Genomic DNA, 19,135 nt, shown 5'->3' on the forward strand with positions numbered 1-19,135 from the left:
CAGGCACTTGTCATTCATCGACGCTGCGCATCCTCGGTTACCTTGAGTATTCACCCGGTTCGATCCGGCCCGGCCGGAATGAATTCGGTCCCTGGATTTGCGAAGGCCGTCCGTTGTGCTATGCAACGACCCGCGCGGGGATTGCCGAAATCACTCCGGGCGGAGCAACGGGAACAGAATCGTCTCCCGGATACCGGTCCCGGTGAGCAACATCACCAAGCGGTCCAGGCCCATCCCCATCCCGCCGGCCGGCGGCATCCCGAATTCCATCGCGCGCAGGAAGTCCTCGTCCAGGTCCATCGCCTCCGGGTCGCCGGCCGCGGCCAGCAACGACTGTGCCTCCAGGCGATCGCGCTGGATCACCGGGTCGTTCAGCTCCGAGTACGCAACCCCGAGTTCGACCCCGTTGAAGAACAGGTCCCAGGCCTCGACCAGGCCCGGAATTTCCCGGTGCGGCTTCGCCAGCGGCCGTGCCGACTCCGGATAGTCGCGGACAAAGGTGGGCTGGATCAGCGTGTGCTCGCAGAGCTTCTCGAACAAGTCGACCGCGATCTCGCCGGCATTCCGGCCGGGCTGCAGCTCGACGTCGTGCTGCTCGGCCAACTTGGTCAGCGTGGCCAGGTCGGTGCTCGCGTCGACACTCTCGCCGACCGCTTCGGAGAGCAGCCCGAAAAGCGTCGCGTGCTGGAACGGCTGCTCGATGTCGATGACCGAACCGTCGCGCCCGGTGATCGTCGTCCGGCCGATCGCCCGGCCCGCGTTCCGGATCAGCTCCTGGATCAGCTCGGCCATCGTGTCGTAATCGCCGTACGCCTCGTACGCCTCGATCATCGAGAATTCCGCCGAGTGCGTGGAGTCCAGCCCCTCGTTGCGGAACGTCCGGCCGATCTCGTAGACCCGGTCGACGCCGCCGATCATCGCCCGCTTGAGGTCGAGCTCGAGCGCGATCCGCAGCTTCATCTCCTGGTCGAAGGCGTTCAGGTGGGTCGAGAACGGCCGGGCCGCGGCGCCGCCGTTGGTCAACTGCAGCACCGGTGTCTCGACCTCGACGAAGCCGCGCTCGTCGTACGTCGCGCGCAGCGCCTTCAGAACGGCCGCCTTCGCGCGGACCATCTCGCGCGCCTCGGGCCGCACGATCAGGTCGACGTACCGCATCCGGACACGGGCCTCTTCGCTGAGCGGCTTGTGCTCGTTCGGCAGCGGGCGGAGCGTCTTCGCGGCCATCTGCCACGTGGTCGCCTGCACGGACAGCTCACCGCGCCGGCTGGTGATCACCTCGCCCTGGACCGACAGCAGGTCGCCGATGTCGACGAGCTGCTTGAACCGGGCCAGCTCCTCCTCGCCGAGGTCGGCGAGCGAGAACATCACCTGCAGCTCGGTCCCGTCACCCTCGCGGAGCCGGACGAAGCAGAGCTTGCCGGTGTTGCGCAGGAAGATCACCCGGCCGGTCACCGAGACCTGCTCACCGGTCCGCGTGTCGGGCTCCAGGTCCTGCGCGTCGTACTTGGCCCGCAGGTCCTTCAGCAGGTGCGTCCGCGGCACCGAGATCGGGTACGGCGGCACTCCTTCCGCCAGCAGCCGGTCACGCTTCTCCCGGCGGACCCGCATCTGCTCGGGCAGGTCGTCCTGCCCGCTGTCGGGGTTCACCGGGTCCACGTGTGCATCAGTCATGCCCCAAAGGCTAGTGACTGACCGCCTCCAGCTCCGAATCCTTTGTTCCGGCCGTGCTCCGGGTGACGACGGCGCCGAGCACCGCGGCGGCCGCCGCGCACGCGAGTCCACAGGTCACGAACGTGCCTCGCGGACCGAGCACCGCACCTGCCAGACCGCCCAGCAGCATCGCGAGAATGCTGAACGACCGGACCGTGCCGTTCAGGGCCGCGATCACCCGGCCGCGGACCGTCTCCGCGGACCTCGTCACCACGAGCGCGTTGGCGGCCGCGTTCAGCATCCCGCTGCCGACGCCGATCGCGGTGGCGCCGATCATCAGCGTGACGAGGTTGCCGGCCAGCCCCATCAGCACACTCGACCCGCCGATGGCCGCCATCCCCACGACGACTCCGACGGCCCTGGACCGGTCACCGTTCAGCCGGCCGCTGGACCAGGCGCCGAGGATCGCCCCGGCGCCGGTCGCCGCGCCCGCCGCGCCGTACAGGGAAGGGCCGAGACCGAGTTCGCCGGTGATCAGGAAGACCTCCACGACGTTGACCGCCTCGCCGGCGACCACGAACAGCCAGATCGCCGGCACGAGAACGCGCAGCAGGTCGTCACCGAAGATCGCGCGCAGGCCGGCCGACACCCCGCCGCCCTCGTCGGCGCTGCCGGGCTCCGGCCGCCGACGGGTCCGGACCAGTTGTGCCACGAGCACCAGGACCAGGAAGGTCCCGGCGTCGACGAGCAGGGCGCCACGGGTCCCGGCCCAGCCCACCAGCACACCACCGGCCGCCGAACCCGCCAGCATCGCGACCCCGATCAGGGCCTGACTCGTCCCGGTGGCGCGACCGACGAGATCCTCGCCGACGATTCGCGGGATCAGCGCCCCCCACGCGGGCCCGGAGACCGCTTGGCCGACCTGCAGCACACACACCAGCGCCAGCGTGTTGGCCAGGTCGTGAACGAGCGCCAGCCCGACCCCGGCCACCACCTGCAGCAGCCCTGACCAGACCAGAACCGTCCGCGAGTCGAAGCCGTCCACGATCCGCCCCGCGAACGGGATCATCGCCACGGTCGGCACGGCGAACGCGAGCAGGAGAGCCGTGATCGCGGCCGGGCCGTGACCTTCGGAGACGCGCAGCATCAGCGCGATCAGCGCGATGGAGTCACCCGCGAACGACAGCGCGCGGGCGGGCAGTACGAGCCGGATGTCCCGGTGCGACCAGATCGAGGTCTGAAGTATTTGCTTCATAGTTATGAAGTTAATGCTTCACATTTTCATCCGTCAAGGGGTTCGCTACGCTGACGTCGTGGCCAAGCAGAAGCCCGCGGTGGTGATCACCGATCCGCACGCGATCCGCGCCCTGGCGCACCCGGCGCGGCAGCGGGTCATCGACGAGCTCTACAACGGCCAGGTGCTGACCGCGACCGAGTGCGCCGAGATCGCCGGGCTGACGCCGTCGGCGATGAGCTACCACCTGCGCGCGCTGGAGAAGTGGGGCATCATCGAGCGCGCCGACGAGACTGCCGACGGCCGCGAGCGGCCGTGGCGGGCCCGGGCGGCGAGCCTGCGGATCGACTCGCAGAGCGGCGGTGCCGGGCGACTGGCGGGCCAGGCGATCATGCGGACGGCCGTGGACGGGGTCCTCGAGCAGTTCGCGGAGATGGCCGAGGACGATCCGTGGGACGACGTCAGCTCGATGAGCCGCTCCCGGTTGTGGCTGACCCACGACGAAGCCCGGCGGTTCGGCCAGGAACTCAACGACCTGGTCGACCGGTACAAGGAGAACCGGACGCAGGCCGATCATCCGGCCGGTGCGCGCCAGGTCAGCTCGCTGATCGCCGTCGTGCCGATCGGGAAGGCGCCGGAAGGCAGCTGAACCGTTAGCTGCCTGGCGGCGTATCCAGGAGTACCTTCGAAGCAGAGGGTGTTTCTCCGCCGGGTGGTTGTCATGCAGTCCTGGATCCTGTGGTTGATCATCGCCGCCGTCCTCGGCTCGGCCGAGTTGATGACAGCGACCTTCGACCTGCTCCTGCTCGCCATCGCGGCGCTCGCCGCGGCCGGGATCGCCGCCCTCGGACTCGGCGTCGGCTTCCAGGTGCTCGCGTTCGTGGTCACCGCCGCCGCGATGGTCACCCTGGTCCGCCCGATCGCGCGCCGGCACCTGACCGGCCACCCGAAGCTCCGCACCGGGGTCGCCGCGCTGGTCGGCCGCGAGGCCGTCGTGCTCGCCGCCTGCGACCGGGACGCCGGGCGGGTCCGGATCGGCGGCGAGGAATGGAGCGCACGCTCCTACGACCCGCACCTGCACATCCCCGCGGGCACCCGGGTCGACGTCTTCGCGATCGAGGGGGCCACCGCCCTCGTGCATCCCCAGGAGGAACCATGGCCGAACTGATCATCGGACTGGTCGCCGCACTGCTCGCCGTCGTCCTGGTCCTGCGGACGGTACGGATCGTGCCGCAGGCCCGGGCAATGTCGAGCGCCTCGGCCGGTACCTGCGTACGCTCGAACCGGGGCTGAACATCGTGATCCCGTTCGTCGACCGCCCCCGGCAGCTGATCGACCTGCGCGAACAGGTGGTGTCGTTCGAGCCGAACTCGGTGATCACCGAGGACAACCTGGTCGTGCACATCGACACGGTGCTGTACTTCCAGGTGACCGACCCGCGCGCGGCGGCGTACGAGATCGCGAACTACATCCAGGCGATCGAGCAACTCACCGTCACCACCCTGCGCAACGTCATCGGCGCGCTGGACCTGGAGAAGACCCTGACGTCGCGCGAGCACATCAACTCGATCCTGCGCGGCGTCCTGGACGAGGCCTCGGGCAAGTGGGGCATCCGGGTGAACCGGGTCGAACTGAAGGCGATCGAGCCGCCGGCGTCGATCAAGGAGTCGATGGAGAAGCAGATGCGGGCCGAGCGCGAGAAGCGGGCCGCGATCCTGGCCGCCGAGGGGCAGCGGCAGTCCCGGATCCTGACCGCGGAAGGCGACCGGCAGGCGGCGATCCTGCGGGCCGAAGGACAGGCGAAGGCGATCGACACCGTGTTCGACGCGATCCACCGCAACGACCCGGACCCGAAGCTACTCGCGTACCAGTACCTGCAGATGCTCCCCGAGCTCGCCAAGGGACCCGGCAACACGTTCTGGGTGATCCCTTCCGAGGTCACGACCGCACTGCAGAACGTCACCAAGGCGTTCAACGGCGAGGCCCCCACGGTGGCGCCGCAGGTGCCGTCCCAGGTGCCGTCCCAGGTGCCGTCCGGCAACGGCCACGACCCTGAAATCTCCCGGGGATAGTTGCCCGGTCACCAAATCGGTTGTCCCACGATGTCACTATGGGTGCATGGGGGAACCTCTGCTGATCGCGCAGGCGATCGCCATCCCGTCCGGGGTGGCCGTCCTGGCGTACCTGGTGGTCGGACTTGTCATCGGCGTGGAGAGCATGGGGGTGCCGCTGCCCGGTGAGACCACGCTCATCGCCGCCGCGCTGCTCGCGTCGCAGCAGCACCACCTGAAGATCGAGTTCGTGATCCTGGCCGCGGCGGTGGGTGCGATCGTCGGCGACTCGATCGGCTACTTCATCGGCCGCAAGGCCGGCCGCCGGCTGTTCGAACGGCTCGGCCGCCGCTTCCACCACTTCTCCGAAGACCGGATCGTGCGGGCCGAGAAGTACTTCCACAAGTACGGCGTCTGGACGGTGTTCTTCGGCCGGTTCGTCGCCCTGCTGCGGATCTTCGCGGGCCCGATGGCCGGCATGCTGCGGATGCACTACCCGCGGTTCCTGGCCGCGAACGCGGCCGGCGGCATCGCCTGGGCGACCACGATCGGCGTCGTCGCGTACAAGATCGGCGACAACGCCGACCAGATCTTCGGCCGGGTCTCGGTCGGCGCGCTGATCGCGGTCGGCGTCGCGGTGGTCGTGCTGTACGTCGTCCGCAAGGTCCGCAAGCGCAGCCGGGAGCAGACCGAGGCGCTCGACGTCGCCCCCGCGGTCGAGTCAGCGGACGTGTAGCGCCAACTGCGGCGTGGTGGTCCCGTCCATCGGCCGGCCGAACATCATCGCGCCGGGAATCACGAACCGGTAGACGAAGTCGCCCGGCTGCGCCGCCTTGAACGCCAGTGCCGCCTGGCCGCGGCGCATCGGCAGCGCCTTGGAGTCCACCCACCGCCGGGTCTGCCGGTTCCACGCCTGCAGCATCACGATCGTGTTCATGGCCGGCTTCACCGCCACCGACACGGTCACCGTCGAGCCGCGGGCGACCGCGGTGTCGCCGCCGGCGAAACCGGCCGACGCGACCCGGACGACGCTTTTCGTGTACGCCGGCCTGCTGGTCGACGTTCCCGTCAGCATCCCGCCCTTGACGTACTCCGGAACGACGATCTTGTACGGGCGGCTGCCGCCGGTCGGCACCGCGATGTCGTAGTACCCGCCACCCGTCGTCGACCCGCGCGCGGCCGGGGTCCACCGTGCGCCCGGCGCGACCTGGGTCAGCACCACGACCGGTACGCCGGCCGGCGTCGCGCGCCTGCTCGTGCACGGCGACTCGAGGTCGCAGCCGACCTGGTGCAGGATGACCCGCCCGCGGATCCGGATCGGCACACTGAACTGGGCCAGCGCCGGGACGGCCGCGTTGATCGAACTGGTCAGCCCGAGCACCTGCCCGCCGGTCCGGGTGCTCCACTCGTTCTGGGTGCGCAACTGGAAGACGTACGGCGGTTTGACGCTCTTGACCACCTGCCGGTTCGAGGTCGTCGCCGGGCCGATCACCTTGAGCATCTGGCCGGGCCGCCCGATCATCGGCACGTACCGCTGGGTCTTGCCGCCCTTCACGTCCAGCGGATCGTTCGGCGTGAAGTCCTGCGGCGCGGCCGGCACCGACCACCTGACCAGGATCCCGCGGCCCTGCGGCGCCACCGCGGCCGCGCTCGGCAGCACCGGCCCGTCGGTGTCGAACACCGGCGACCTGGTCAGATCGCTGGTCACGCCGCCCTGGGACGTCCCGGTCGCCACGGCGATCTTGTAGTTCCCGTCCGGCGGGAACGCCGAGGTCGGGATCTCCCACCGGTTCGGATCACCGGCCGGGATGTACTTCACGTACGACGGGCTCTCGCTGAGCACGCCCTCGATCGTGATCCGGTTCGGCTGGGCGGTGTCCTTCCAGGTCACCACCACGGCCGGCCGGCCGTTCGGCGCCCACGCGACGGCGACGTCGGTCGGCGCCGGGTCCGTGGCACAGGCCGTCAGCGAGACGGCCCCGGCCACCATCGCCAGCGCCACGGCGAGCACCCGCCGCATTCCGCCCATCCCACGTCTCCTCACGACCGACCGGGTGAACCATACCCAGACCCAGGTGCCCTTTCCCCAAGACCGTTGCCGGATCGGTACCCCACACTTACCTTGAGGTAAGCCACTGAGGGGGGAAACCACGATGGCATTCATCGAGACGCCGAACGATCCGGAGTTGTTCGAGGCGAACCGGGCGCCGGCCGGGCACGTGCCCAACTTCGTCCACGCGTTCGCCGCGCGGCCCGCGGTCTACGAGGCTTGGAAACAGCTCAACGGCGCGATCAAGGAGTCCATGGACCTGCGCCGCTACGAGCTCGCCACGCTGGCCGCCGCGACCGCGCTGAAGTCGAGCTACTGCAGCCTCGCGCACGGGCAGGTGCTGGCCGACAAGTTCTACACCGCCGAGGAAGTCGTGGCGCTGGTGGACGAGCCGCCGAACGACCCGGTCGACCGCGCGGTGATGGCGTTCGCGCGGAAGGTCGCACTCGCCGCCGACACGGTCACGCAGGCCGATGTCGACGAGCTGCGGACGCTCGGCCTGTCGGACGCCGACGTGCTCGACGTCGTCCTGGCCGCCGCGGCGCGGTCCTTCTTCTCCAAGACCCTCGACGCCACCGGCACCCAGCCGGACTCGGCGTTCAACGGCCTGCCCGACACGCTGCGCGCGGCGCTGACGGTCGGCCGCCCGATCTACTCGGGCTGATTGTCCGGCGCGCCGCCGAGGTGGTACCCGGTCGTGACACCGGCGTACATCAGGTGCGTCACCAGGCCTTGCGCGGCGTGCGGGAGGTTGTGGCAGTGGTCCATCCAGATCCCCGGGTTGTCGGCCACGAAGGCGACCTCGTAGGTCTCCTTGTCCTCGACGTTGAGGGAGTCCGTCCACCACGGACTCCCGGTCGCGCGCACCCCGTCGCGGCTCAGCACGACGACGTGATGGCCGTGCAGGTGCATCGGATGGACCTGGCCGGAGGTGTTCGCGATCGTCATCCGGACCACGTCGCCCTCGCTGACCACGAACATCGGCACGTCCGGGAACTGGTGCCCGTTGATCGTCCACCACAGCCCGGGCCTGCCGTCGAAGAACCCGATCCGCCGGCCGATGCCGTACCGGAACGAGCGGGTCGCCTTCGCCGGATCGAACCCGAGCGGTCGCGGTGATCCGTAGCTCAGCAGGTCGACGCGCTCACGCGGCTCGGTCCCGGCCGGTGCGTCGCCGTCCCCGATCACCAGCGTCGTCGGTCCGCCGCCGAGACCGATCCGGACCGCCTTCGCCGTCGGCACCTCGAGGTCGATCCGGCCGCCGGCGGTGACGAGCACCGATTTCCCACTCACCTCGGTCGGTCCGTTCACGTCGGTCCCGTCGACCGCGACCACCTTGTACGGCGCCCCGTCCACCCAGACCGCCATCGGCCCGTTGTCGGTGTTGATCAGCCGGACGCGCGCGATCGGGCCCGGCGCCTGCACCCGCCGTTCGCCGTACCCGCCGTTCACCGTGCGGATCTTGTCGTAGGTGTGGACCGCGGCGACCACGTCCGTCGGCGTCGGCTCGATGACCAGGACGCCGTACAGGCCCTTCCGCACCTGCTCGTGCGACACCTGGTGCGAGTGGTACCAGTACGTGCCGGCGTCCTTCGCGACGAAGCGGTACACGAACGACCGGCCGGGTCCGACCGCGTCCTGCGTGACACCCGCGACACCGTCCTCGGCGTTCGGTACGTCGACACCGTGCCAGTGCAAGGTGATGCCGTCGGCAACGTTCTCGTTGCGCAGCGTGACCTGCACCAGCTCGCCCCGTTTCGCGACGATCCGGGGACCGGGCGACGTGTGGTTCAGGGTGTACCCGTCCGTGGATCCGCGACCCGGGATGTCGAAGCGCTCCTCGCGCGCCACCAGGTCCACCGTGACATCTGGCTTCTGGCTGACGGGACCGGTCAGCTGACGGACGTCCGTGCCGTGATGGTCGTGCGCCGCCGCCGGCCCGCCGCCGTAGTCGGCGTACCCCATCGCCATCGGCGAGAGGTCGTTCGGGACCAGGCTCCGCTGCCAGAAGAACCCGAGCGGCGCGAGCACGACGATCGTCGCGGCGATCGCGATCAGCGCACGACGAGACGGCGGCCGCAGAGTCACGGCCGCCGCCCGTCAGTTGCCAGCGGCATCTACGGCGTGGTCTCGGTGGTCGTGGCCGGAGCCTCGGCGGCCACCGGGGCCGGTCCTGCCGCGCGCCGCGAGGCCATCCCCGCGACCGCAAGCAAGGCGAACGCATTCAGGCCGTGCAACGCGCCGATCACCGGTACACCGAAGGACGCGGCGGCCAGCCCGAACTGCAACGCGACCAGGCCGAAGACGTACAGCGCCCAGCGGACGCCGCCGTCGACTTTCGCGAAGAACGACACGACCAGCAGCAGGATCGCGAGCAACGGGATGACCCCGCTGCCGACGATCGTGTGGATCATGTGCCCGGCGTTGGCGTCGGAGTCCTTCGTGAACACCAGACCGTCGTCGACGTCCTTGATGACCGTGAACCAGGCGAGTGCGATCGCCATCGCCTGGACCAGCACGCCGATCGCGATCAGTCCGGCCAAGGCACGGTAGACAGACCTCATATTTCCCCCAACCCCCTGAAGTCACCCTCGGCTCATAGTGAGCCAGGTCACCTCAGGGGCACAAGAGGTTGATCCGGTCAGCCGTGGTTGCGGGCGAACGCCTGATACAGGCCGCGCAGGGTCAGCAACGGTTCGTCGCGGACCGGCGTCCCGAGCTGGCCGGCGAGCAGCGGCGCGAGCGCACCGGTCAGGACGACCGGAAGGTCCTGGCCGAGAGACTGCTCGGTCCGGATCCGCGCGACCAGGCCGTCGACCAGCGCGGCGAAACCGTGGATCGCCCCGGACTGCAGGGCCTCCACGGTGTTCTTCGCGACCACCGAGCGCGGTCGGACCAGCTCGACGCGGCGCAACTGCGCGGCCGCCTCGCCGAGCGCGTCGGTCGCGGTTTCGATGCCCGGGGCAATCACTCCGCCGACGAAGGCGCCGGCCGGGTTGACCACGTCGATCGTGATCGCCGTGCCGACGTCGACAACGAGGCAGGGCGCGCCGTACAGCGTCACCGCTGCCAGCGCGTTCGCGATCCGGTCCGTGCCGACCTCGCGCGGGTTGTCCACCAGCACCGGCAGTCCGGTCTTCACGCCGGGCTCGACGACGACGCTCGGCACCCCCTGGTAGTAGCGCGCGACAACGTCGCGTAGTTCGTGCAACACGTGCGGTACGGCGGAGGACACGGCGATCCCGGACACCGGCGACTCACCTGTGAGCAGGCCCTGCAGCAGCACGGCCCACTCGTCCGCCGTCCGCCGCGGATCGGTCCCGACCCACCAGTGCCGCTTGACCGTGCCCTCGAACACCAGGCCGACGAGCGTCCTGGTGTTCTCCACGGCAACGGCCAGCAACATCAGGACTCCTTGAGGTCCAGCGCGATGTCGAGCACGGGGGCGGAGTGCGTCAGCGCGCCGATCGCGAGGTAGTCGACGCCGGTCTCGGCGACCGCGCGCGCCTTGTCCAGCGTCAGCCCGCCGGACGCCTCGAGCTTCGACCGGCCGGCCACCTTCTCGACCGCCTCGCGCAGCAGCGGGACGTCCATGTTGTCCAGCAGGATCAGCTCGGCGCCGGACTCGACCGCGATCAGGGCGTCCTCGACCGAGTCCACCTCGACCTCGATCGAGATCTCCGGGTACGCCTTGCGGACCAGCCGGAACGCTTCGGCGACGCCGCCGGCCGCGATCACGTGGTTGTCCTTGATCAGCGCGGCGTCGGACAGGCCCATCCGGTGGTTCTTCCCGCCGCCGCAGCGCACGGCGTACTTCTCCAGGGACCGCAGCAGCGGCATCGTCTTGCGGGTGTCGCGGATCACCGCGCCGGTGCCGTCGACCTCGTCCACCCAGCGCCGGGTCAGCGTCGCGACACCGCTCAGGTGGCAGAGCAGGTTCAGCGTGGTGCGCTCGGCGGTGAGCAGCTGCCGGGTCTTGCCACGCACCGTCAGCAGCACGTCACCCTGCCGCACCGAGGCGCCGTCGCGGACCGTGAACTCGAGCTCGATCTCGTCCGGCGCGGCGACCTGACGCAGCACCAGCTCCGCGATCTCCAGTCCGGCCACCACGCCGTCGGCACGGGCGACCAGCTCGGCGACCGAGACCTGGTCCGGGTCGACCGTGGCGGTGGTCGTCACGTCGACGCCTCCGGCCAGGTCCTCCTCGATGGTGGCCCGCACGAGGTCACCGACCCACTGGCGGTCGACTGTCTCATCCATGCCGGTCATTCTCCTCGGATTCGCGCGGAACAAACGTGGTCCGCGGCACAGCCTGCTCGGCCACCGCCGGCAGGGTCAGGTCCAGGCTTCCGGACCAGTGCAGATCATCGCGGTCCGGGTGGTCCTCCCGCCAGTGCGCGCCGCGGCTTTCTTCGCGCGCGGTCGCGGCGGCGATCAGGGCGGAGGCGACCGTCACCAGGTTCGTCGCCTCCCAGCCCGGGGTCCCGGGATCGCCGGCCGGCTGCTCGACCAGTTTGCCGATCACCGCACCTGCCTCCGAGAGGCCGGAGGCGCTGCGGATCACGCCGGCGCCGACGGTCATCGCCCGCTGCACCTCGGGGACGGCGTCCGCGTCGACGAGCCCCGCCGTACGGCGGTCCACGACCGGCTCGCGCCGCGCGGGCAGGCCGTCGGCGAGGTGCGCGGCGATCCGGCGGGCGAAGACGAGGCCTTCGAGCAACGAGTTCGAGGCCAGCCGGTTGGCACCGTGGACGCCGGTGCACGCGACCTCACCGCACGCGTACAGGCCGGGTACCGAGGTCTGGCCGTTCAGGTCGGTCCACACGCCCCCGGACGAGTAGTGGCAGGCGGGCGCGACCGGGATCAGTTCGCGGACCGGGTCGATACCGTGCGACCGGCAGGACGCGAGGATGGTCGGGAACCGCACCCGCCACAACTCGTCGCCGAAGTGCCGGGCGTCCAGGTACGCATGATCCTTGCCGGTGGCAATCATCTGGCGCATGATCGCCTTCGCCACGATGTCGCGCGGCGCGAGGTCGGCGAGCTCGTGCTGACCCTGCATGAAACGCGTGCCGGTGTGGTCGACGAGGAACGCGCCCTCACCGCGGACCGCCTCGGACACCAACGGCTGCTGGCCTTTCGCGCTCTTGCCCAGCCAGAGCACGGTCGGGTGGAACTGCACGAACTCCAGGTCCCGCACCTTCGCGCCGGCCCGCAGCGCGAGGGCCATGCCGTCGCCGGTGGACACGCTCGGGTTGGTCGTTGCCGCGTACAACTGTCCGAGACCGCCGGAGGCGAGGATCACCGCCCGGGCCCGGATCGCGCCGACACCGTCGAGTTGGCCTTCGCCCATCACGTGCAACGTGACACCGGCGATCGCGCCGTCGGCCGCGGTCTGCAGGTCGAGGACGAGGGCGTGCTCGATCAGCCGGATGTCCCTGGCCCGCTTGACCGCGGCGACCAGGGCGCGCTCGATCTCGGCGCCGGTCGCGTCGCCGCCGGCGTGCGCGATCCGGTTGCGGTGGTGGCCGCCCTCGCGACCGAGCGAGATCTCGCCGTCGGCCATCGTGTCGAAGCGCGCGCCCAACTCGATCAGGTCGCGGACGGCGTCCGGTCCCTCGGTGACGAGCACCCGGACGGCCTCCGGGTCGCTCAGCCCGGCGCCCGCGACTAGCGTGTCCTGCAGGTGCTCCTCGGGTGAGTCCTCCGGGTCGAGGGCGGCGGCGATGCCGCCCTGGGCCCACTGTGTGGAGCCGGAGGCGACGACGTCCTTCGTCACCACCAGCACGGAGCCCAGCTCGCGGGCCTTGAGCGCGGCGGTCAGTCCGGCGACCCCGGACCCGATCACCACCACGTCGACGGTGTCCGTCCAGCCAGGTTCGGGCGCGGCGAGCCGTTGCGGGACTGAAACTGCAGTCATCCCGCGACGGTATCAACCGATTTCATCTGAGAGTGATGGAAATGTTGTCGATGAGACGGGTCAGGCCGACGCGGGCGGCGATCAGCATCCGGGCTTCGCCGGGGCCGATCACCGGGCCGAGGTCGGGGGCCCGCAGCGCGAGATAGTCGATCTTCACCGACGGCACCGCCTCGAGCTCGGCCTGCGCGGCGGCCATCACCGCGTCCGGCCCGTTCATCCCGGCCTTCGCGCCGGCGCTCAGCGCCCGGTACAGCACCAGGGCCTCGTCACGCTCGGTCTCGCTCAGGTACCGGTTGCGTGAGGACAGCGCGAGACCGTCCGCCTCCCGCACGGTCGGCACCGGCACGATGTCCACGTCCATGTCGAGGTCGCAGACCATCTCGCGGATCAGCGTCAGCTGCTGGTAGTCCTTCTCGCCGAACAGCGCCAGGTCCGGTGCCGTGAGGTGCAGCAGCTTCGACACCACGGTCAGTACGCCGGAGAAATGACCGGGCCGGAACACGCCCTCCAGCTCGTCCGCCAACGGACCGGGGTGCACGGTGATCGACGGCTCGTTCGGGTACAGCTCGTCGCGGGAGGGGTTGAAGACCAGGTCGACGCCCTCGTTCTTCGCGATCGCCAGGTCGCTGGCCAGCGTCCGCGGGTACCGGTCGAAGTCCTCGGTCGGCCCGAACTGCAACGGGTTCACGAAGATCGTCAGGACCACGCTGCCGTCCGGTCCGACCCGTTCGCGCGCCTCGGCCAGCAACGCGGCGTGGCCGTCGTGCAGAGCCCCCATGGTCATCACGACCGCGCGCGGCCGGATCGCGGCCGCCGCGCGCAGCTCGGCCTTGGTCTGGGTGAGTCTCATCGAGGTGCCTCCCCTGTCCGATCTGCCTGGTGCCCGTCCAGTACCTCGGTCAATCGGCGGACCGTCTCCGCGTCCAGCCGGCCGTCCGCCGCGGCCAGCTCGACCGTCGCGCGGGCCAGCTCGGCGTACGTGCTCGCGATCCTGCGCTGCGTGCTGCCCCCGCTACTGCCTCGCAGCGCTTCCAGATGTGCTGCCACCGTGTCGGCATCGCCCCGGGCGATCGGCCCGGTGAGCGCATGATGACCGGATCGCAGCGTGTTGTCGAGGGTTGCGGCCAGCAGCGGGCGCAATGTCGCCGCCGGGTCCGACACGCCCGCCTCCCGCAGTACCGCGACCGCCTGCGTGATCAGCGTGGTCAGGTGGTTCGCGCCGTGGACGAGTCCCGCGTGGTACCGCGCACGCTGCTCGTCGGCGACCCACTGCACCTGCGCGCCCAGCGCCTTCACCAGGCGCTCGACGAGCGACCGGGCGGAGTCCGGAGCGGTCGCGGTGAACATGACCCCGTCCAGCTGCACCGGGCCACCTGGAAAGGTCATCGACGGGTGCAGCGCGACCGGTGTCGCGGCGAGGCCGGCCAGTGGGGCCAGGCCGTGCGCCCCGGACAGATGAACGACGTACTGCGCGCTGGTCAGCGGCAGTGTGTGCGCCACGTCGCGGATCAGGTCGTCCGGTACGGCGACCAGGACGACGTCCGCGCTCCTGGTGACCTCGTCGGGGGTCAGCACGGGCACAGCGGGCAGAAGGCGGGCGGCGCGTTCCCGGGACGCGTCCGACCGCGCGGTGACTCCGACCAACCGATGTCCGGCTGCCGCCATGGCTGCTCCCAAGGCGGTCCCGGCCCGGCCGGCTCCGATCAAGCCGATCCGTTCCATCACTCACTCTCTTCTCGTTCCAGTCCCGCGGCGGGGTACCAGACGATCTACTTGTCAGCGTAGGTGATGAGAGCATGGCGCGGTGAGTGATGCTTGGGCAGCTGGCACCGAATTGACGGCGATTCTGATCACAGTCCCGGAGCTCGCGGCGGCCACGGACCGCTGGCGCTCGGTGTCCCGGTCGACGGCGCGGCCGCAGGTCCCGCTGACCGAGCTCATCCCGCCGCACGTGACGGTGCTGGTGCCGTGGGTCGCCGAGCCCACCGACACCGACGTGGACCGGCTCCGGTCGGCCGTGGCCGCCATCGAACCGTTCGAGCTGAGCTTCCCGACCGCCGGCCAGTTCCCGAACGGTACGGCGTGGCTGCGGCCGGAGCCGTTCGACACGGTGCGGTCGATCCTGCTGTCCGTGTTCGCCGCGTTCCCCGAGTGCCCGCCGTACGGCGGTGAGTTCCCGGACCCGCATCCGCATCTGACGATCTCGTCGTCCGCCCAGGGCGGCCCGGCCGTGGTCGCCGAGGCGAACGCCGCGCTGGCCGCGGCCCCGGCGCCGACCGTGCAGCTGACGGAGCTCGGGCTGTGGCGGGAGGACGCTGCCGGTGTGTGGGGCCGGATCGGTACCGTGCCGCTGGGTTCCTGATGACCGAGACGTACCGCGCGGCCTGGGAACGGGCGCTCTACGGACCTGACGGCTTCTACCGCCGGGAGCGCCCGTCCGCCCATTTCCGTACGTCGGTGCACGCGTCCGCGCTCTTCGGACAGGCGATCGCACGGCTGGCCCGTCAACTGGAGGTCACCACGGTCGTCGACATCGGCGCCGGCTCCGGCGAACTGGGCCAAGTGCTGCGCGCCGAGGGCCTGAAGGTCCTGGACATCGAACTCGACGACGCCCTGCCCGACCGGCTGCACGGTCTGGTGGTCGCGAACGAGTGGCTCGACAACGTCCCGTGCGAGGTCGTCGAGTGGGACGACGCGGGTCTTCCTCGCTATCTCCTCGCCGACCTGACCCCAGGACCGGTGGTAGAAGGCAACGACCTGCGCTGGTTGGAGAAATGGTGGCCGGGCGAGCCTGCTGATCGGGCCGAGGTCGGAATCCCGCGCGATCAGTCCTGGGCCGACGTGGTCAGTCGCCTCACGGCGGGAAGTCTCGCGATCGCCGTCGATTACGGGCACGTCAAGGCGTCCAGACCGCCGTACGGGACCCTGACCGGCTTTCGCGACGGACGGGAGTGCGCCCCGACACCCGACGGGACCTGCGACATCACCGCGCACGTGGCGCTCGACTCGCTCGGCGGCACCACCCTGCGCCAACGCGACGCCCTGCGCGCGTTGGGTGTCAGCGGGGCCCGCCCGAGCCTGGAGCTGGCTCAGACGGACGCCAGGCGCTACCTGTCCGAGCTGTCGGCGGCAGGTGAGGCAGCTGAGTTGCTGGACCCGTCCGGACTCGGCGGGTTCGGCTGGGTCTGGACCGCGGCGGACGCGGCCACCGTACGGCGTGCCTCGCGCGCCCTGTCCGCCTGAGCCTCCACAAGCGCCGCAGCCTCCACCTGATCGCGGTGCAGTGCCGTGGCGTCGGTCGGCCCCAGCGGCGTGTCCACGTGCACGTTCGCCAGCCCCAGACGCCGCTGCAGCGGCCCCTGTTCCAGCCGGACCGACTGCGTCTTGTGGTGCAGCACGATCGACGTACGGCGGCTCACCCAGCCACGCGTAGTGACCATGACCTGCCCGTCGACGCCGTACGCCAAGAACCGCCAGCCGATCGGCCGCAGCCACTTTGCGCGCTCCGGAGCCGGGTGCATCTGGATGCGGCTCAGATCGAGGCCGGGCAGTACGCGGGCGAGCACGTACGCCACCTCGGCGCGCTCACCCACCGGCAGCAACTGTGCGCCCTCGAGCAGGTCGTCGCCGTCCTCCCGCTGGCCGGCGACGCCGGCGATGTCCAACTCGACGCGCGACCAGCCGAGGAACCGCCAGATCAGCGGCTCGGTGATCAGCAGGCCCTGCACCCGGCCAGGCGGAACGGTCTGCCGCTGGACGTCGAACAGGCCGCGCTTGGTCCGCAGTCCGTGGCTGGACTCCGACAGCGTGAACCCGTGATTCCCCACGACCTGCTTCCAGATCGGCTGCACGACACCCAGCAACAGCGGTAGACCGGCCCACAGACCGATGTGGAAGTCCAGCACCATCGTCGCGACGATCAGCCAGATCAGTGCACCGGCACTGGCCACGACCGTGGACGACAACAGCGTCGCACCGAGCAGGCGGCTCGTCGGAACGGTCAGCAGCGGCGGAGCCACCGCCTCGGCCTGCTGCTCGTGGGCCTGCTGCTCGGCGGCCTGCTCGCCCTTGGCCCGGACCAGCAGGATAGTGCGGAGCTGCTGCGCCTCCTCGTACCGGAAGAAGCTCAGCTTCCCGTCGCTCTTGCCGCCGCCGGCCACGTCCATCCGCAGCTCGGCCATGCCGAACAGCCGGGCGACGAACGGCTGCGCCACGTCGATCGCCTGGATCCGGTCGAAGCGGATGATCCGGGTCCGGCGGAACAGGAACCCGCTGTCGACCCGGATCGCCTCGGCGGTCAGCTGCCACTTGGTGAACCACCAGGACAGTGCGCCGAGCAGGATGCCGCCCACGAGTACGGCGGCCAGGCCGATACCCGCGATCGTCAGGTTGGTCCGCAGGCCCTCGTTGTTGACCAGCGCGAAGGCCGCGACGACGAAGTACCCCCAGCCCTTGACGAAGGGGGTGAGCGGGTGAAGCCGTTGTCCGACGACCTCGGCGGTCTGCTCGGTCACAGGCCCCACGCCTGTGCCTGGCCGAGGGCGGACAAGCGGTCACGCAGCCGGCCGGCCTCGTCCGGGTGCAGCCCGGGAATCTTCGCGTCGGTCGCCGGCGTCGCCGTGTGCAGCTCCACGGTGGCCATCCCGTACGCACGCTCCAGCGGCCCGGCGGTCACGTCCACGAACTGCATCCGGCCGTACGGTACGACGACCAGCTCGCGGAACATCACCCCGTGGCTGACCAGCAGCTCGTCCTCGCGTTCGGCATACCTCCAGGACCGCTGGTTACGGCCGATCAGCACCCACGACCAGCCGAGGGCCAGCACGATCACCACGACCGCGAGCAGGCCGTACTGCCAGCCCACCGTCAGTCCGAGCGCGAGCAGCGCCGCGATCGCGGCCAGCCCGGCGACGATCGCCGCGTTCAGCCGCCGCAGCGTGGCCAGCTTCGGCGAGACCGGCGTCCAGCTGACATCGGAAGGTGCGAAGAGGTCGTCCACAGGTAAAGCCTGTCACGATAGTGGTCATGAGTACGGAAAGAGTCGTGGGAGTCGGAGCGGGAGCCGCCGGATTCGACCCTGCTTACGAGCGGGGCGGGACCGGGAGCGGTTCGGAGCTGGCCACCACCGACATGGTGCTCAACATCGGGCCGCAGCACCCGGCGACGCACGGCGTGCTGCGCCTGCGGCTGACCCTCGACGGTGAGCGGATCGTCGGCTGCGAGCCGATCATCGGCTACATGCACCGCGGCGCGGAGAAGCTGTTCGAGGTCCGCGACTACCGGCAGATCATCGTCCTGGCGAACCGGCACGACTGGCTGTCGGCGTTCGCGAACGAGCTCGGCGTCGTGCACGCGGTCGAGCGGATGATGGGCCTCGAGGTCCCCGTCCGGGCGGTCTGGCTGCGAACCCTGCTCGCCGAGCTGAACCGGGTCCTGAACCACCTGATGTTCCTCGGCTCGTACCCGCTGGAGCTCGGCGCGATCACGCCGGTGTTCTACGCGTTCCGCGAGCGGGAGACGATCCAGGCGGTGATGGAGGAGCTGTCCGGCGGCCGGATGCACTACATGTTCAACCGGGTCGGCGGCCTCAAGGAGGACCTGCCGTACGGCTGGCTCGGCCGCGCGGCCGCCGCCTCCGCCGCGGTCCGCACCCGGCTGCCCGACATCGAGGAGATCATCCTCGGCAACGAGATCTTCCGCGCCCGCACCGTCGGCGTCGGCAAGCTCTCGCCGGAACTCGTCGCGCAGTACGGCGTCTCCGGCCCGATCGCCCGCGCCTCCGGCGTGGACGCCGACCTGCGCCGCGACGAGCCCTACCTGGCCTACGGCGAACTGCAGGACGTGCTGCGGGTCGTGACCCGCCCCGAGGGCGACTGCTTCGCGCGCTTCGCCGTCCTGCTCGACCAGGTGAAGGTCTCGCTCGACCTGGTCGACGCCTGCCTCGACAAACTGGCGACGCTGCCCGCCGGACCGGTCAACGTCCGGCTGCCGAAGATCCTGAAGGTCCCCGAGGGCCAGACCTACGCCTGGACCGAGAGCCCGCTCGGCATCAACGGCTATTACCTGGTCTCCCGCGGCGACAAGACCCCGTGGCGGCTGAAGCTCCGCTCGGCCAGCTTCAACAACATCTCCGCGCTGCCCGCCCTGCTCCCCGGCACGATGATCCCCGACATGATCGCGATCCTCGGCAGCATGTTCTTCGTCGTCGGCGACATCGACAAGTAACGCGC

At 70.3% G+C, this 19,135-nt stretch carries 20 protein-coding genes and 1 pseudogene; 9 read left to right on the top strand and 12 right to left on the bottom strand.

Annotated features, from left to right (window positions below):
* Nucleotides 1–150 precede the first annotated feature (150 nt).
* Both lysS and ABZX12_RS19155 read right to left on the bottom strand, forming a co-directional pair.
* A complete protein-coding gene (gene lysS / locus ABZX12_RS19150) occupies nucleotides 151–1,671 on the bottom strand; it encodes a lysine--tRNA ligase (protein ID WP_355694757.1) in 1,521 nt (506 codons plus the stop codon).
* 10 nt (nucleotides 1,672–1,681) lie between these two features.
* Nucleotides 1,682–2,905, bottom strand: coding sequence for an MFS transporter (locus ABZX12_RS19155; protein WP_355694759.1), 1,224 nt, complete (start codon nucleotides 2,903–2,905; stop codon nucleotides 1,682–1,684).
* A gap of 58 nt (nucleotides 2,906–2,963) precedes the next feature.
* Between ABZX12_RS19155 and ABZX12_RS19160 the strand changes: the two genes are divergently transcribed.
* The 5 genes from ABZX12_RS19160 (at nucleotide 2,964) to ABZX12_RS19180 (ending at nucleotide 5,671) form a co-directional block, all read left to right on the top strand.
* Complete coding sequence (locus tag ABZX12_RS19160; RefSeq protein WP_355694760.1) at nucleotides 2,964–3,533, top strand: winged helix-turn-helix domain-containing protein; 570 nt, start codon at nucleotides 2,964–2,966, stop codon at nucleotides 3,531–3,533.
* 72 nt (nucleotides 3,534–3,605) lie between these two features.
* On the top strand, nucleotides 3,606–4,052 hold the full coding sequence (locus ABZX12_RS19165; protein WP_355694762.1) for an NfeD family protein: 447 nt from the start codon (nucleotides 3,606–3,608) through the stop codon (nucleotides 4,050–4,052).
* A complete protein-coding gene (locus ABZX12_RS19170; RefSeq protein WP_355694763.1) occupies nucleotides 4,040–4,177 on the top strand; it encodes a hypothetical protein in 138 nt (45 codons plus the stop codon). Before ABZX12_RS19165 ends, ABZX12_RS19170 begins: the two co-directional genes overlap by 13 nt.
* Nucleotides 4,178–4,182: 5 nt before the next feature.
* Nucleotides 4,183–4,956, top strand: coding sequence for an SPFH domain-containing protein (locus ABZX12_RS19175; RefSeq protein ID WP_355694765.1), 774 nt, complete (start codon nucleotides 4,183–4,185; stop codon nucleotides 4,954–4,956).
* Nucleotides 4,957–5,002: 46 nt separating this feature from the next.
* Nucleotides 5,003–5,671: a DedA family protein gene (locus ABZX12_RS19180; protein WP_355694767.1), complete on the top strand. Its 669-nt coding sequence runs from the start codon at nucleotides 5,003–5,005 to the stop codon at nucleotides 5,669–5,671.
* On the opposite strand, the gene ABZX12_RS19185 is transcribed toward ABZX12_RS19180, so the two are convergent.
* Nucleotides 5,657–6,964 (bottom strand): hypothetical protein, encoded by a 1,308-nt coding sequence (locus ABZX12_RS19185; RefSeq protein ID WP_355694769.1) that lies wholly within the window; start codon nucleotides 6,962–6,964, stop codon nucleotides 5,657–5,659. The genes ABZX12_RS19180 and ABZX12_RS19185 overlap by 15 nt on opposite strands.
* A gap of 124 nt (nucleotides 6,965–7,088) precedes the next feature.
* On the opposite strand from ABZX12_RS19185, the gene ABZX12_RS19190 reads away from it, so the two are divergent.
* Complete coding sequence (locus ABZX12_RS19190) at nucleotides 7,089–7,649, top strand: carboxymuconolactone decarboxylase family protein (RefSeq protein ID WP_355694771.1); 561 nt, start codon at nucleotides 7,089–7,091, stop codon at nucleotides 7,647–7,649.
* Here the strand turns inward: ABZX12_RS19190 and ABZX12_RS19195 are convergent.
* The 7 genes from ABZX12_RS19195 to ABZX12_RS19225 form a co-directional block, all read right to left on the bottom strand.
* Nucleotides 7,637–9,073 (bottom strand): multicopper oxidase family protein, encoded by a 1,437-nt coding sequence (locus ABZX12_RS19195; protein ID WP_355694773.1) that lies wholly within the window; start codon nucleotides 9,071–9,073, stop codon nucleotides 7,637–7,639. The two genes, ABZX12_RS19190 and ABZX12_RS19195, sit on opposite strands and share 13 nt — an antisense overlap.
* Before the next feature lie 29 nt (nucleotides 9,074–9,102).
* Nucleotides 9,103–9,549, bottom strand: a complete 447-nt coding sequence (locus tag ABZX12_RS19200; RefSeq protein ID WP_355694775.1) for a hypothetical protein — start codon at nucleotides 9,547–9,549, stop codon at nucleotides 9,103–9,105.
* A 77-nt stretch (nucleotides 9,550–9,626) separates the two neighbouring features.
* Nucleotides 9,627–10,391 carry a type III pantothenate kinase gene (locus ABZX12_RS19205; RefSeq protein ID WP_355694777.1) on the bottom strand — a complete coding sequence of 255 codons (765 nt, stop codon included), beginning with the start codon at nucleotides 10,389–10,391 and terminating at the stop codon, nucleotides 9,627–9,629.
* Entirely contained in the window at nucleotides 10,391–11,245 is an 855-nt protein-coding gene (gene nadC, locus ABZX12_RS19210) for a carboxylating nicotinate-nucleotide diphosphorylase (RefSeq protein WP_355694779.1), read from the bottom strand. The genes ABZX12_RS19205 and nadC overlap by 1 nt, the downstream gene beginning before the upstream one ends.
* The gene (locus tag ABZX12_RS19215; RefSeq protein WP_355694781.1) at nucleotides 11,238–12,905 is read right to left on the bottom strand and encodes an L-aspartate oxidase; all 1,668 of its coding nucleotides are present in this window, start codon (nucleotides 12,903–12,905) and stop codon (nucleotides 11,238–11,240) included. Before ABZX12_RS19215 ends, nadC begins: the two co-directional genes overlap by 8 nt.
* A gap of 22 nt (nucleotides 12,906–12,927) precedes the next feature.
* Nucleotides 12,928–13,755, bottom strand: a complete 828-nt coding sequence (panC, locus tag ABZX12_RS19220; protein WP_355481933.1) for a pantoate--beta-alanine ligase — start codon at nucleotides 13,753–13,755, stop codon at nucleotides 12,928–12,930.
* Complete coding sequence (locus ABZX12_RS19225) at nucleotides 13,752–14,627, bottom strand: Rossmann-like and DUF2520 domain-containing protein (protein WP_355694783.1); 876 nt, start codon at nucleotides 14,625–14,627, stop codon at nucleotides 13,752–13,754. Before ABZX12_RS19225 ends, panC begins: the two co-directional genes overlap by 4 nt.
* Before the next feature lie 82 nt (nucleotides 14,628–14,709).
* Between ABZX12_RS19225 and ABZX12_RS19230 the strand changes: the two genes are divergently transcribed.
* Nucleotides 14,710–15,267, top strand: a complete 558-nt coding sequence (locus ABZX12_RS19230; protein WP_355694785.1) for a 2'-5' RNA ligase family protein — start codon at nucleotides 14,710–14,712, stop codon at nucleotides 15,265–15,267.
* The gene (locus ABZX12_RS19235; RefSeq protein ID WP_355694787.1) at nucleotides 15,267–16,148 is read left to right on the top strand and encodes an SAM-dependent methyltransferase; all 882 of its coding nucleotides are present in this window, start codon (nucleotides 15,267–15,269) and stop codon (nucleotides 16,146–16,148) included. The genes ABZX12_RS19230 and ABZX12_RS19235 overlap by 1 nt, the downstream gene beginning before the upstream one ends.
* A gap of 17 nt (nucleotides 16,149–16,165) precedes the next feature.
* On the opposite strand, the pseudogene ABZX12_RS19240 reads toward ABZX12_RS19235, so the two are convergent.
* Together ABZX12_RS19240 and ABZX12_RS19245 are read right to left on the bottom strand one after the other, a co-directional pair.
* Nucleotides 16,166–17,428, bottom strand: a pseudogene (locus tag ABZX12_RS19240) (PH domain-containing protein); the annotation flags it as partial.
* Nucleotides 17,416–17,904: a PH domain-containing protein gene (locus ABZX12_RS19245; protein WP_355694788.1), complete on the bottom strand. Its 489-nt coding sequence runs from the start codon at nucleotides 17,902–17,904 to the stop codon at nucleotides 17,416–17,418. The gene ABZX12_RS19245 and the pseudogene ABZX12_RS19240, both read right to left, overlap by 13 nt.
* Before the next feature lie 26 nt (nucleotides 17,905–17,930).
* On the opposite strand from ABZX12_RS19245, the gene ABZX12_RS19250 reads away from it, so the two are divergent.
* Nucleotides 17,931–19,130 (top strand): NADH-quinone oxidoreductase subunit D, encoded by a 1,200-nt coding sequence (locus ABZX12_RS19250; protein WP_355694790.1) that lies wholly within the window; start codon nucleotides 17,931–17,933, stop codon nucleotides 19,128–19,130.
* Nucleotides 19,131–19,135 lie beyond the last annotated feature (5 nt).

Source organism: Kribbella sp. NPDC003505 (genome assembly GCF_040610875.1).
Lineage (GTDB): Bacteria > Actinomycetota > Actinomycetes > Propionibacteriales > Kribbellaceae > Kribbella.